General features: G+C 56.4%; 14 protein-coding genes. 6 read left to right on the top strand and 8 right to left on the bottom strand.

The genetic code is table 11. The features are described 5' to 3' along the window. Position 1 precedes the first annotated feature (1 nt). The gene (locus tag D0851_RS08645) at positions 2-1,417 is read right to left on the bottom strand and encodes a cbb3-type cytochrome c oxidase subunit I (RefSeq protein WP_117618278.1); all 1,416 of its coding nucleotides are present in this window, start codon (positions 1,415-1,417) and stop codon (positions 2-4) included. A gap of 10 nt (positions 1,418-1,427) precedes the next feature. Next, positions 1,428-1,877: a c-type cytochrome gene (locus D0851_RS08640; RefSeq protein ID WP_117618277.1), complete on the bottom strand. Its 450-nt coding sequence runs from the start codon at positions 1,875-1,877 to the stop codon at positions 1,428-1,430. A gap of 194 nt (positions 1,878-2,071) precedes the next feature. Here D0851_RS08640 and D0851_RS08635 point away from each other — a divergent pair, with 194 nt between their 5' ends. Continuing rightward, complete coding sequence (locus D0851_RS08635; RefSeq protein WP_117618276.1) at positions 2,072-2,989, top strand: AEC family transporter; 918 nt, start codon at positions 2,072-2,074, stop codon at positions 2,987-2,989. A gap of 153 nt (positions 2,990-3,142) precedes the next feature. On the opposite strand, the gene cadR is transcribed toward D0851_RS08635, so the two are convergent. From cadR to D0851_RS08615, 4 genes are all read right to left on the bottom strand, one after another. Next, positions 3,143-3,601 carry a Cd(II)/Pb(II)-responsive transcriptional regulator gene (gene cadR / locus D0851_RS08630; RefSeq protein WP_117618275.1) on the bottom strand — a complete coding sequence of 153 codons (459 nt, stop codon included), beginning with the start codon at positions 3,599-3,601 and terminating at the stop codon, positions 3,143-3,145. Positions 3,602-3,657: 56 nt separating this feature from the next. Then, positions 3,658-4,278, bottom strand: a complete 621-nt coding sequence (locus D0851_RS08625; RefSeq protein WP_117618274.1) for an SCO family protein — start codon at positions 4,276-4,278, stop codon at positions 3,658-3,660. Beyond that, on the bottom strand, positions 4,275-5,117 hold the full coding sequence (locus D0851_RS08620; protein WP_117618273.1) for a cytochrome c oxidase assembly protein: 843 nt from the start codon (positions 5,115-5,117) through the stop codon (positions 4,275-4,277). The genes D0851_RS08625 and D0851_RS08620 overlap by 4 nt, the downstream gene beginning before the upstream one ends. A 179-nt stretch (positions 5,118-5,296) precedes the next feature. Continuing rightward, a complete protein-coding gene (locus D0851_RS08615; RefSeq protein WP_117618272.1) occupies positions 5,297-6,205 on the bottom strand; it encodes a cation diffusion facilitator family transporter in 909 nt (302 codons plus the stop codon). A gap of 364 nt (positions 6,206-6,569) precedes the next feature. On the opposite strand from D0851_RS08615, the gene D0851_RS08610 reads away from it, so the two are divergent. The 3 genes from D0851_RS08610 (at position 6,570) to D0851_RS08600 (ending at position 8,774) form a co-directional block, all read left to right on the top strand. Beyond that, entirely contained in the window at positions 6,570-7,925 is a 1,356-nt protein-coding gene (locus D0851_RS08610) for an APC family permease (RefSeq protein ID WP_117618271.1), read from the top strand. Positions 7,926-7,952: 27 nt separating this feature from the next. Next, on the top strand, positions 7,953-8,183 hold the full coding sequence (locus tag D0851_RS08605; protein WP_117620336.1) for a hypothetical protein: 231 nt from the start codon (positions 7,953-7,955) through the stop codon (positions 8,181-8,183). Between the two features lie 117 nt (positions 8,184-8,300). Next, the gene (locus D0851_RS08600; protein ID WP_117618270.1) at positions 8,301-8,774 is read left to right on the top strand and encodes a hypothetical protein; all 474 of its coding nucleotides are present in this window, start codon (positions 8,301-8,303) and stop codon (positions 8,772-8,774) included. 156 nt (positions 8,775-8,930) lie between these two features. Here D0851_RS08600 and D0851_RS08595 read toward each other — a convergent pair whose 3' ends face one another. Both D0851_RS08595 and D0851_RS08590 read right to left on the bottom strand, forming a co-directional pair. Then, positions 8,931-9,695, bottom strand: a complete 765-nt coding sequence (locus D0851_RS08595) for a copper resistance protein B (RefSeq protein ID WP_117620335.1) — start codon at positions 9,693-9,695, stop codon at positions 8,931-8,933. A gap of 20 nt (positions 9,696-9,715) precedes the next feature. Further along, entirely contained in the window at positions 9,716-11,545 is a 1,830-nt protein-coding gene (locus D0851_RS08590) for a copper resistance system multicopper oxidase (protein WP_117618269.1), read from the bottom strand. A gap of 361 nt (positions 11,546-11,906) precedes the next feature. On the opposite strand from D0851_RS08590, the gene D0851_RS08585 reads away from it, so the two are divergent. Together D0851_RS08585 and D0851_RS08580 are read left to right on the top strand one after the other, a co-directional pair. Further along, on the top strand, positions 11,907-12,260 hold the full coding sequence (locus D0851_RS08585) for a hypothetical protein (RefSeq protein ID WP_117618268.1): 354 nt from the start codon (positions 11,907-11,909) through the stop codon (positions 12,258-12,260). A 298-nt stretch (positions 12,261-12,558) separates the two neighbouring features. Beyond that, a complete protein-coding gene (locus D0851_RS08580; protein ID WP_227539493.1) occupies positions 12,559-13,980 on the top strand; it encodes a hypothetical protein in 1,422 nt (473 codons plus the stop codon). The last annotated feature ends 49 nt before the right edge of the window (positions 13,981-14,029 follow it).

Genomic DNA, 14,029 nt, shown 5'->3' with positions numbered 1-14,029 from the left:
GTTATGCGTCCTGAGTGGCAGGGCCACGGACTTCCTCAGCCGGGGACGCCTGCCCCTTGATGAAGAAGCTGCCGAAGTACACCACCAGGCCTGCCATGAAGAAGCTGCCGGCGACCAGGCGCATCCAGTAGAACAGGGCTATGTTGTCCTGGGTTGCCATGAACGACAGTGCCTCACCGCTCTCCGGAATCCGCTGCAGCCAGATCTGCAGGATACCGGCGCCGGTCAGGAACAGGGTGATGAACACCATGGAGATGGTCATCAGCCAGAAGCCCCACATCTCGACAATCTGCGCGGTATTGCTGTTGCCGTAAGGCCTGCCACGCATGATGGGAACCGCATAGGAGATGATGGTCAGTACAATCATCACGTAGGCGCCGTAGAAGGCCATGTGGCCATGGGCCGCGGTAACCTGGCTGCCGTGGGTGTAGTAGTTGACCGGGGCCAGGGTATGCAGGAAGCCCCACACGCCAGCGCCCAGGAACGCCATCACGGCAGTCCCCATGGCCCACAGCATGGCGGCCTTATTGGGGTGGTTGCGGCGGCGCCGGTTGATCATGTTGAAGGCGAAGATCACCATCATGAAGAACGGCAGCGGCTCAAGGGCGGAGAATACAGACCCCAGCCACAACCAGTATTCGGGCGGCCCGATCCAGAAGAAGTGGTGCCCGGTACCAATAATGCCGGTAATCAGCGCCATAGCGATGATCACGTACAGCCATTTTTCGATGACTTCACGGTCAACACCGGTGAGCTTGATCAGCACATAGGCCAGGATGGCACCCATGATAAGCTCCCAGACGCCCTCCACCCACAGGTGCACCACGAACCACCAGAAGTACTTGTCCTGGGTCAGGTTGCCCGGGTTGTAGAAAGAAAACAGCCACAGAACCGCCAGGCCGATCAGGCCGGTAATCAAGACAATATTGACCACGGTTTTGCGACCCTTCAGGGCGGTCATCAGGATGTTGTAGAGGAAACCGACAACTACCAGTGCGATGCCTATCTTGGTGATCGTGGGTTGTTCAAGGAACTCCCGCCCCATGGTTGGCAACAGCTTGTTCATAGTGACATCGGCCAGGGTGGCGTAGTCCACGAACAGGTAGCCAAGGATGGTCAGGGTGCCGGCAACGGCGAAAACCCAGAACAGGATCCAGGCGAGCAGCGGGCTGTGCAACTCGGTTTGTGCCTCTTCCGGAACCAGGTAATAGGTTGCCCCCATAAAGCCGAAGAGCAGCCAGACAATCAGCAGGTTGGTATGAACCATCCGCGCTACGTTGAAGGGGATTTCCGGGAACAGGAAGTCACCCACCACGTACTGGAGTCCCAGGATCAGGCCGAACAGAATCTGGCCGGCAAACAGAACCAGGGCAAAGATGAAGTAGGGCATTGCCACTTTTTGAGATTCGTATTTCATGTCTGCTCCCTCAGCCTTCGATGTTGGGTGGCCAGTTGTTGTCATCAATCTTTGATGTCCATTCCAGGAAGGCGGCGAGATCCTCGATTTCCTGATCGGTCAGATTGAACTGGGGCATCTGGCGGCGGCCGGGCACGTTGGTGGGCATGGCGTTCATCCAGGCATTCATGTATGCCTTGAAGACGTCGCTGTCACTACCACCGCGGCGGTCGAATACATTGGCAAGTTCCGGCGCGAAGTACGCACCTTCACCCATCAGGGAATGACAACCGACACAGTTGTTGTTCTCCCAGACATGTTTGCCACGAACCACCTGGTCGGTGAGTTGGTCTCGGTTGTCCCGCTCGGGCATTGCCCGCAACTGGGTATCAAAAGTCAGCGCCAGAAACAACAGGACGAAGAATGCACTTCCTCCCAGGTATATGTTCCTGGCCATGCTTTTGGTAAAGCGCTCGGCCATGGGTCTCTCTCCTCGGTCTTTGTGAAATACCTGACTGCCCTGCTAGGATATAAAGATGCATCCACAATGCTGTTGATGATTATCAAGCATGGCTGGCTATTTCACCATTGCGCCGGGGAGTTACCTCCGGAGGGGTAGGTGGTAGACTTCGCGCCCTATCTGTCCGGAAATGTTGCCTTTCCCATGGAGAGCCGATGGCTGCCGCTCTTGCCCTTTTCTTCAAGCTGATTCCGCTCTATGTAACCGTCGTCCTCGGCTGGATTGCCGGCCGCTATCTTGAGGCCAGCGGCCGGCATATAGCCGGCATCATGCTGTACATCGTGACCCCGTCGGTGGTGTTTTCCGGCGTTATGGTGGCGCCGCTCTCTCCAGAGGTCATCCTGCTGCCCTTCCTCGTTTTCGGAATCTCATCCGTACTGGGGATCGTTCAGTTGAAGCTGGCGCAAAAGGTTCTTACCGATGGCAGTGCCAACCTCATTCCCCTCTGTGTGGGCTCCGGCAACACCGGCTACTTCGGGGTGCCGGTGGCGCTGTTACTGTTCGGGGAAGAGGGGCTGGGGCTCTACATTGTGTGTATGCTGGGTACCACGCTGTTCGAGAATTCAGTGGGCTTTTACCTCGCCGCGAGAGGCCGGTATGGTTTAAGGGATGCCCTCTGGCGGGTGCTGAGGCTGCCCTCGGTGTACGCCTTTCTGGTCGCGGTGGCCCTGAACCTGGCGGGTGTGAGCATTCCGGAGATTTTTGTGCCGTTGTTCGATAACCTGCGCGGCGCCTACAGCATCCTGGGCATGATGATCATCGGTATGAGTATCACCAGTTTCCGGGGACTGGCGGGCAACGTCCGCTTCACCGCGCTGGCCTTTTTCGGGAAGTTTGTGGTCTGGCCCCTGGTGGCCATCGTGTTCTGGTGGGTCGATGCAACGCTTCTGGGGATCTATGGGCCGGCGGTGCACCAGGCCTTGTTCCTGATTTCGATCACACCGATTGCCGCCAACACGGTGGTCATTGCCACCCTGCTCGATACCTCGCCAAGGCAGGCAGCAGGCACGGTGCTGCTGACCACGCTGTTTGCCCTGGCGTTTATTCCGGTGATGATTTCCCTGGCATTTTAATGGCTGTGTGAGGACAACGCCGTTGCCGGCGGCGCCGGGGATTTGGGTTCGGGGGCGGAGCAGTTGCACGCCATAAAGACCTCCTGCGTTCAGATGGCCTTATTGAAAACCCTGTAGTAACTACAGGATCAAGCGTTTTGGTGGGGTTCTGGGTCAGGTCTGGCCGGGGCCGTGGGTGCCTGGCACATGGTTGTGCCGGCCCTCAGGTTCCGGAGTCTCGAGTTCAGACTTGAGCCCGCCAAGAATGCCGCATTCCCTGACCGTGCGACGATCCGAACAGGCCTCCTGGAGTTGCACCAGGGTTTCTTCAAGGCTCGCCAGTTCCCTCAGGCGCTCCCGAACGTGGATCAGATGGCGTGCCAGCAGGGCATCCACTTCGCTGCAATCCGCCTCCGGCAGCTCGGCCAGCCGGATCAGCTCACGGATTTCGTCCTGGGCCATATCAAGATTGCGGCAACGCCTGATAAACAGCAGGCGGTCCAGATGGGCGGGGCGGTAGCAGCGGTAGCCGCTGCTGTCCCGGTCCGGTTCCGGCAGCAAACCGATTTTTTCGTAATAACGGATGGTTTCCGAGGGCACAGCCGTTGCGTTTGCAAGTTCGCCGATCTTCAATGTGTATCCTCTCAGTAACTCCGGTAGCCGGGCTCAGTCATCATTCTGACCGGTCATTACGTGTCAGCTTTGGCGAGGGCGATCAGGTCCTGGCGAATCTCGTTCACGCCAAGATCTGGCCTGATCAGAAGTCGCGCTTTTCCCTCGCGGTCAAAAACGTAAACCGCACTGCTGTGAGAAACAGCATAGTTGCCGTTTTCGTCGGGCTGCTCATAACCGAAGGTCGTTCGGTACCGTTTGGCAAGCTCGCGAAGCTGCGGCTCTTTTCCGGTTAACCCGATGATCCCCTCGCCAAAGAAATTGACGTAGGCCGCCAGGCGTTCCGGCGAATCCCGCTCTGGATCAACGCTGACAAAGAGTGTCAGGACATCGTCCTGCAGCCCCGGTGGCAGGCCTTCAGTGGCCTGGTTGAGTTTTTGCAAGGCAGTAGGGCAGACGTCCGGGCACGAGGTAAAGCCAAAAAACAGCAACCTTACCTTGCCGTCAAACTGCTCGGCCGTTACGGATCTGCCCTGGCTGTCTGTTAATTCAAACTCCAGACCGGGCATCAGGCCGCTGATGTCTTTGCCGTTCCAGTTTTCCTCTTCCCCTGAACAGCCGCTGACAACAAGCGTCATCAGAATAAGGGCGAGAAGCGACAGTGTGCCGGTGTGTCGCCGAAAAGGGCTGGTATTCATGACGTTGTCTCCCCCACTTGGCTGGAACGGCTGGTGAAACTCCCGTCTTCCCGCATGGCGCGTCTCAGGATAATCAGAATGCCGAGGATGCTCATCATCGCGGGTGGTATCCAGGTCAGCATGCCGCCAAGAAGCTGGTCGGTCTCCGGCGCCATGGGCCAGGCCCGGCCACAGACCTCGTAAACGTCGTACACCATACCTCTTGAAAACACGATCATAGCCCCGAGCACCATCTGCGGTATCGCCACCAGGGCCAGGAGCAGTATGCGCTTGCCATAGCCCAGAGAAGGGGTGGTGGCAGGTGGGCGAGGATCAAAAATCAACCACCAGAAGAGTATTCCATCAATCAACATACTCCAGTTCATAACCCAGTAAAGGTTTCGGCTGAGCATGGCATCAAAATGAATTGGCGGCCATAACCAGAAATAGATGAGCCCCACAAACAGGACGGAGGCGATCAGGGGGTGTTGAAGAAATCGATACAGCCATCCCAGGGGGCGAAGCCGGCTCTTCAATCCAGGGCTTATTTGCCGGGACCAGAACCGCATTACCGGCAATGGGTTGGACAGGGCAATCAGTATGGGGCCCAGATGATGAAGAACGAGGTGCTGGCCGCGGTGGACGAAGAACATGTATTGGGAGTAGTAATCGAATCGGGTTTGCATGACCCCATAAGCAATCAGAACGCCCAGAACGAAGACCATAATCCTTACCGACCCGGGCCTGTCTTCTTCCGGCATCCGTAAAAGACCGACGCCATAAAAACCCAGTACCAGCATAAAGCTCAGTACGGTCAGCGGCGAGAAATCGTATGGTGCCAGGTACTCAATCAGAGACATAGGGTTGCCGGGTCAGTTGTTGTCTTTTGTTGTTGGCCTGAGCGCACGTTGCCTGGATATTCAGTGAGAATCTGTTTTACGTAAGGATACATCGCCCGGCGGCGGTGAGGTAGGCCCAGACGCTGATAGCGTTCAGTCGTGTCGCGCACGAGCTCCCCCGTAACCATCTGCATACAGCGTTAACAGTGGGTGGTGTTCGGGCATTCGCTATCACATCGTTCCCACTGAATCGTCGTATGCTGGATGTTGAACTCCTCTGCCAGTATCGCTGAGGCATCATTGATGATCCGGTCATCGCCCAGTGGATCAGGCTTCACCAGGTGGACTGTCAGCGCGTTCTCGGTCGTACTCAGGGCCCAGATATGAAGATGATGGGCAGAGTGCACGCCTGGCAGACTCTCCAGACACTCGCGAACAGCTGCGGGATCGATCCCTTTGGGTACGGCATCTACAGCCAGATTTACGGAGTCTTTTAGCAACTGCCAGGTGCCCAGGAAGATAACAGCGGCAATGACAAGGCTGACTACCGGATCGATCCAGGTCAGGCTGGTGTACATCAGTACTATGCCTGAGATCACGACACCCACCGATACCGCAGTGTCGGCGGCCATGTGCAGGAAGGCACCCCGTATGTTGATATCGCCTTTCTGACCTTTGACAAACAACATCATTGTTGCGCCGTTGATCAGCACCCCGATTCCGGCAACCACGACCACGGTCAAACCGGCAACCCCAGCGGGGTTTGTCAGGCGCTGGATTGCCTCCCAGGTAATCCCGCCAACCGCGGCGATAAGAATGAGTGCGTTGAATAGAGCCGCGAGAATGGTGGTCTTTTTCAGGCCATAGGTTTTGCTATGGGTCGCCGCCCGGCTGGCCAGCCAACTGGCCACCCAGGCCATTATCAGTCCCATGACATCGCTGAGATTATGGCCGGCATCTGCGATGAGTGCGAGAGACCCTGATAAAACGCCATAAACCGCTTCGATAACCACAAACAGGGTATTGAGAATCACCGCGATGGCAAAGGAGCGGTTATGAGTGTCGAAGTGATGGCCGTGGTCGTGGCTGTTAGGTTCGTGGCTGTGCATTCCTGCCTCTATTGAACGGAGCTTGAGTGCATGTTTTAAACCTTATAGTAACTACAGAGTCAATCCCGGACGGCGGCCGGTGTTTGCTCGTCGAGTCCTGATCTCGGTTGACCCGGGTTCGCCATTGCTTTGCTCTGACGGGCCGGGGTATTCCCCCGGCCCGTTTCCGTCTACACTTTGATATAGATCACGTTCACCCGGAACTGCCTCCTGTATTCAGTTGCAGTTCAGGTTGGGATGGTGTGATACAGGAAAGGGGGTAACTCAGGCGACGAGGCGCACTCCCATGGCCAAGGCACACAACAGGCAACCATGAGCCATTTTGCTGTTCGAAAATCCCACCCATGAAAAAACAGGAGGTTGAATGAGCAGGGGGCAAGACAGAACCACCCGCTACAAGGAAGGCAGTCTCACCCTCACGGGAACCGTTATGCTGGGTACCGGCGTCATGATCGGCGCCGGTATCTTTGCCCTTACGGGGCAAATGGCGCAGATGACGGGGGTTCTTTTCCCGTTGGCGTTTCTGGCGGCCGCGGTGATCGTCAGCTTCAGTTCTTATTCCTACGTCAAGATTTCCAATGCCTGGCCGTCAGCCGGGGGCATTGGCATGTACCTTTACAAAGCCTATGGCAATCGGCTGCCGACCGCGTTCAACGCCTTGCTGATGTATTTCTCGATGGTGATCGCCCAGAGCTTCCTCGCGCGTACTTTCGGTTCCTACACCATGCAACTGTTCGGTGGTGATGAAAGTGGTCGCATGGTGTCCATTCTGGGTGTGTCGCTGATCCTGGCGGCGTTTCTGATCAATCTGCTCGGTAACCGGATGATTCAGGGCGTGGCTTCCTTTATCGGGTTTCTGAAAATCGGCGGTATACTGGTTTTCGGGCTGGTGGGCGTCTGGATTGCCGACAGCCTGGCGGTGGATTTCTCAAGCCCGGGCGAGGCCGGAACCGCAGGCAATTTCCTGGGTGCGACGGCGCTCGGAATACTGGCCTTCAAGGGCTTCACCACCATCACCAACAGCGGCTCCGAGGTGCAAAACCCTAACCGGAACGTGAGTCGCGCCATCATTATTTCCATTGCCGCCTGCGTGGTGATCTACACCCTGGTCGGTTTTGCCGTGGCCAGCAACCTGTCCCTGGCGGAAATCATCAAGACCCAGGATTACTCCCTTGCGGCTGCCGCGCGTCCGGCGCTGGGGGATTATGGCCTCTGGTTCACGGTCGCCATTGCCATGACGGCCACCGCGGGTGGCATTCTGGCCAGCATTTTTGCGGTCTCGCGCATGCTTGCCATGCTGACTGAAATGAAACTGGTCCCTCACCGTCATTTTGGTATGCCGGGCAGCATCCAGAAGCACACGCTGGTCTACACTGTGGTCCTGGGGCTGGCTCTGACAGCCTTCTTTGACCTTTCCCGGATTGCCGCCCTGGGTATCGTGTTCTACCTGGTTATGGACATTGCCATCCATTGGGGCGTGCTTCGCTACCTGCGCGACGATGTGAAGGCCAGGGCGTGGGTGCCGGCAACGGCCATCGGTCTGGATTTGCTCGTGCTGGGCGGCTTTGTCTGGGTCAAACTGAATACCGACCCGTTTGTCATTGGCGTGGCGGTTGCCACAATGATCGTGATCGCGGTATCCGGGCAGCTTTTCCTGAAAAGAGCTGCCGCCGCCGAAGAAACCGGCCACGAGGAATCCCATGCTCACGGTCACCAGTAATCGGAATTCAACATGGAGGGCAGTATCATGATGGGGGAAAACATGTTTGGCAACACCATGTGGGCCGGGCACTGGCTGTGGATGCTGGTGATTGCCATCGTAGTCGTCATCCCGGCCTGGCGTATTTGCCAGCGCACGGGCTATCCGGGTTGGATGGGCATTCTGATACTGATACCCATCGTCAACCTTGTTCTGCTCTATTTTATCGCATTCGCGGATTGGCCGGCAGGCAAAGCGGGAAACCATGATGGTAGCTGAGCAACGGATTCCCGTCGCTCGCAATTCATTTCTTCGAGAGGTGCTTAAAAGGGGCGGCTTGATATCGAAAAAAATGACAGGAAGGGATATATTCCAGGTTGAATTCAGTGTTCGTTGATGGAAGTGACAGGAACGGATGAACAATTGTCGAGTTTATTGATGGGAGATCAGATAGTGCGAACGAAAATCTTACAACTGGTGTTGGTTTTCATGGTATTTAAAGCGCCACTGCTACAGGCGAGCGAAGTCCTTTCAGGTCAGGATGTTGCAGATATTTTAGTGGGTAACACGGTTCAAATGGTCTTTCGGGATGCGCAGGATAATTTCCGCACCCGCACGTTTCACGAATACTACGACCCCGACGGGTCGATCTATGGCATGACAAAGTTCAGGGAACAACAAGGAAATCTCACCCACTATCTCGGTAGCTGGCAGGTTGAAGACGGGAAATTCTGTACCACTGTCTACGGGCGGTACTATTCCTGCAATAAAATCAAATCCCTCGGTGATGGTGGTTATGAGCTTATAAATGACGGGGGCACCATCAGAAACGTCAAGTTATTTGAAGGCAAGCATCACGGGCTGGAGTAGGGGCCGCTGTGCGTCGTTAACCCCGACGCTTCCTTGCAGTGGTTTTGCTCAGGGTTAAGGCAGGCCCGGTCGATGGGCCTGCCTCCTGAAATCCTCCTGCAAAATGCCGTCTTGTTACTGGTTATTGCCGGTGCTGGCAGGGGCCTCGCGGGCGCCTTAGTACCACCACCGGATACCCGCCACAAAACTGGAGGACTCGACATCCTCGCCTTCGCGTTCACGGAGATCCTTTGTGTTGCCCAGGTAGCGTGTATAGGAAACACCAACGTAAGGAGCGAACTCCCGGGAAAGCTGGTATCTCAACCGGAGTCCCAGGCCAATATTGTTGATCCCGCTGCCGACGCCCCATTCCTCGACATCACTGAAGGCCACCAGGGTTTCCCCCCGGCCTTGCAGAATGAGCCTTTGGGTCAGTAACCAGTCGTATTCGGCCTCGAAATCATACGACAGGTCGCCGTCTTCCGTCACCCTGAGGTTGGTATCCACCTCAAACCAGTAGGGAGCAAGGCCCTGCAGGCCGATAAGTGCCGAATAACGCTCTTTGTTCTGGCCCGGGCCGAAGGTTGCCTGAGCGCCCAGCCCTGTCTGTATATCCCAGAAGGGGGCCAGGCGATAGCTGTACTGAGCATCAAAGTTTTCGACGTCGCCACCCTCGGTGGCCAGATTAGTCTCACCCTCTGTTTCAATCCAGAGCCGCTTGCGGTCTGTGCCGACCCAGGCCTGGGCATCCCAGAGCGCGATCTCGTTGTTGCCATCACGCTGATATTCCATCCGGTCAAACAGTAACTGGCCAAATATCTCATTGTCATGAACAGGCAGTGTCCAGTCCGGCTCGGCCTGCACTCCGGTACCCGCGGCACCGGCCCCGGAGGCAATGGTGAAGACCGACGCGCCCACAACCAGCTTTATGCGATTTATCATAGTGATCATCCCCTATCCCGTTAAACGACCGACACGACACGAAACATACCTGCGTCCATGTGGTAGAGCAGGTGGCAGTGGAACGCCCAGTCGCCGGGTGCGTCCGCCGTTATCAGTGCAGACACCCGCTCACCGGGTTTGACAGAGATCGTGTGCTTGCGCGGTCGATGCTCACCCGCCCCGGTTTCCAGCTCCATCCACATGCCGTGCAAATGAATGGGGTGGTCCATCATTGAATCGTTGACCAGGATCAGGCGAAGGCGTTCACCATGGTAGAATTTGACCGGGCCATCCACCTCGGAAAATTTCCTGCCATCAAACGACCACATGTAACGCTCCATATTGCCGGTAAGGTGGAGCTCCACTTCCCGTTCCGCCGGGCGCTTGTCGGGCCAGCCATCAATACTCCGTAACTGGGAGTAGGTCAGCACCCTGTGATCCACGGTTTCGAAGCCAACGCCGGGCTCATCCAGCCGTGACTGGGGGCTGGAAGCCACCATTGCTGCTCCGGGGCCGTGATTGTCCGGGCCATGGGATACCGGGCGCCCCGCGGTCGGAACGGGGCTCAGGCTGGATTTGTCAGGCGAGGTGTCCATGTTCATCCGGCCATGGTCCATATTCATGCCACCTGAATCTCCGGCCATGTCGCCGTGGGCCATGTCCATGCCGCCGTGCATTGCCTGGCCGCCACTCTTGCCCATGGCGCCCATTCCCATGGCCGCCATGCCCCGTTCAGTGCGCGGGTACATGGGGGGAACCTGGGCCTCCAGACCCTTTCGGGTAGCCAGTGTGCCGCGCACGAACCCGGACCGGTCCTGGGCCTGTGCAAACACGGTATGAGCCATGTCCGTTGGCTCCACGATAACGTCGTAGGTTTCGGCCACGCCAATGCGGAATTCATCGGTCTCGACCGGCTGCACTGGCTGACCGTCGGCGGAAATAACCGTCATCGGAAGTCCCGGGATACGGACATCAAAGAAGGTCATCGCCGAGGCGTTGATGAATCTCAGGCGAATTTTCTCGCCGGGACGGAACAGCCCGGTCCAGTTGCTGGCGGAAGGCGATCCATTCATCAGGTAGGTGTATTCAGAACCGGTTACATCCAGGATATCCCGGGGGCTCATTCGCATTCTGCCCCACATGCCGGCTTTGCTCCACGCGGCATCCCAACCCATAGTTTCGACATCCTTGAAGAAGTCGCCAACGGTGCGCTGGTTGTAGTTGTAATAGCCTTCAAACACTTTGAGGTTGCGGAAGACATCGGCGGGAGAATCGAAGGTCCAGTCGGAGAGAACCACAATGTATTCGCGGTCATAGCTGACTGGCTCGGGCTCAGCCGGATCTATAATGATCGGTCCATAGTGGCCAAGCTGCTCCTGAAACCCGGAGTGGCTGTGATACCAGTAGGTGCCGTGCTGCTCGACCGGAAAACGGTACTCGAAGGTTTCGCCCGGCATGATGCCCGGAAAACTGACCCCCGGAACACCATCCATCCGAAACGGCAGTATCAGACCGTGCCAGTGAATGGACGTTGCCTCGGACAGGGTGTTGGTCACGCGCATGATCGCTTCGCGGCCCTGCTTGAGCCGAATCAGGGGTGCAGGCAGAGTGCCGTTGATGGTAATAGGCTGTTTCGAGAGTTTGGACCCGATCGTGAGAGGCGTTCGTGCGATGGTCAGATCATAGATATCGGCACCGTCACGCACGGTATGATAAACATTCGAGTTGTCCAGGTTGCCCCTGGCAAACGCCGGCATCAGGCTGTCAAAACCGGCGATAAGGCCCATTGCGGCAGCCCCCTGGATCAGGCGCCGCCTGGATAATCCGGTGTCAGGATGTTGCTCGTTCATACGCTGCTCCTGCCTTTCATGGCACTTTTATTAATGACTGCGTGTATTAATGACTGCGTGAATCTACTGATGACTGCTTGAATCGCTGCGGGCGTGCTCACACGCTCGCTTTCGCATTACCGTTTTTATCCTACACACTGTAGCTGAAACGAGACTGAACCGCCTGGCGCGGCCGTGGGCACGGGGTCCGGCCCCTGGCAGTGTTCCGGCGAGCCGGCCGATCCCTCCTGGTATTGGCTGGCTTCACCTTGACCGAAGCTTGTACTATCTTATAGGCAGACGGTCAGAATCTGGCCCGGTCAGCGGGGGACACCTGCTGACGCAATCGCAGTTCCCAATTACTCGACGGACGGAGAACACCATGAAACGACTGACACTTGTTGCTACTGTCATTGCCGGTCTGCTTTCCATGCCGGCCCTGGCGGCGGATCACGATCAGCATCGCAATGCAAAGCATCATGAGCAGGACCAGAAGAGCGCAGCGGCGATGCAGCAGAATATGGAAGAAATGCAGGCGCTGATGAGCCGGATCAAACAGGAGGAGGACCCTGCCAAGCGCCAGGAACTGATGCAGGACCATATGAAAGCCATGCAGGAAAACATGCAGATGATGCATGGAGACATGAAGGGCTGCATGGGAATGATGAAGGAAATGGAGGGGTCGATGAAGGATCAGCCGATGAAATCGAAAGGGGCGGAGAAATCCGGCCATTGAGGTCATCAAGCCCTTATCCTTCGCGCTGATATTCGATCTGTTGTAAAGGTGACCGTCCAGGCGGTCACCAAAAACGGCCTTAACTCCTTTGTTTCCGACATGTTACCAGTCCTGCCTAAGACATAAGTCGTAAGCCCTCTGGATTTTCAGCTTCGTTTCAGGTTTCATTGGTTGCGGCCTGCCTGCAATCAGGAGGTTGGTTGCCCTGCTGTATGCGACACGGCGGAATGACCGACCATCAGGTCCGTTTGCTGAGCTCTTCTGACGACTAATAAGACGACTAATAATAGGGATCACAATGAAGCAACTGAAACTTAAGCGCAGCCCGCTTTACCTGGCGATTCTCGGAGCAGCCGCAGTGTATGCTCCAAACCCTGTCATGGCGGCCGAATTTGATTTTCATGGCGACATGAACAACCGGTTTCAGGCCTACACCAATCAGAGGGATTGGTTCAGAACAGGAAACTCGGGTGGCGGTACGCTGAAAGACAGCGATCCCACCGAGACTTATGGTGAAATGAAATACCGGTTCTGGTTCACCGCCGCCTCTGACGATGGAATGGTCAAGGGCGTGTACGCAACCGAAATCGGCGGCATTCGCTTCGGCGAGGGTTCAGGTGGCGACTTTTCCGGTGACGGTGTAAATGTCGAGACTCGCTGGGCTTACGTCGACTTCGCTTTGCCCGATACCGTTGATCAGCGTCTGAAAATCGGGTTGCAGCCGGTTTCGGTCAACGCCAATGTCTGGAATGAGACCGCAACCGCTGTGGTGCTGACCGGGAAGCTTCAGTCTGGTATTGACTATCAGCTTCTGTGGGGGCGTGGTGACTCCACCAACGAGGGCGCCAACGACTCCCCGGAAGACGAGGGCTGGGATGGCGCTGATAACTTTGCGCTGAACCTGGATAAGCACTTTTCGCCCAACCTGAACGCCGGAATTTTTTATCTGTATCAGATGAACAATCAGGTTGCAGAGGGGGTCGGCGAAATCAATAGCAGGAACTACGAGCTGAAGCTGATTGCTGATAACTCGGAATACTCGGTGTCAAACCTGGGTGCGACCTTCGACTACAACAGGGAGACGTCGGCAGGCCGGCTTTTCCTCAAGGGTACCGCCATCGCCCAGACGGGAACGATAGAAGGTGTTAACTTCAACCCTATAAACGGGGCTGTGAATCCGAACACCAGCTATGACCTGTCCACCTTTCTGGGCCGTGGCGAGCTTGGCCTGCAGTTCGGTCCCAATACCGTCACCTACACAATGGTGTATGCATCAGGGGACAGCAATGAGCAGGATTCCAATTTCGATGCGTTCATCTCCACGGACGTCGATCTGACGGACAGCATGATTTTCCAGGAAAATTTCACGGACGATGATTATTTCGCCGAGACGCCTTATATCCTGGATAAGGGCTATTTCCTGAATAAGATCCAGCTCGATCACAAGGTCCGGCCTAACCTGAAGCTCAGTGGAATGCTGGTGTACAACCGGCTGGCGGAAGCCATTACGCTGGCTGACGGGAGTTCATCAAAAGATCTGGGCCTGGAGTTCGGTGGACGGGTGAGCTATCTTCCGTATCCGTCCCTGGAAATTGCGGCGGAAGCGGCTTATCTGCTTGCGGGAGATGCAGTGGATGCACTTGAGGAAGGCGCGCTTCAAAACGGCCAGAGTGATAAGGACATTGTGCATGTTGCCGGCCGCGTCCGGTATAAGTTTTAACTGACCAGAAGGTGCGAAGCCGACGCTTCGCACCTTATTCCTTTCGAAG

It is taken from the genome of Marinobacter sp. Arc7-DN-1, assembly GCF_003441595.1.
Classification (GTDB): Bacteria; Pseudomonadota; Gammaproteobacteria; order Pseudomonadales; family Oleiphilaceae; genus Marinobacter; species Marinobacter metalliresistant.
The sequence above is the reverse complement of the archived record's forward strand: the minus strand, read 5'-3'. Positions and strand labels throughout refer to the sequence as shown.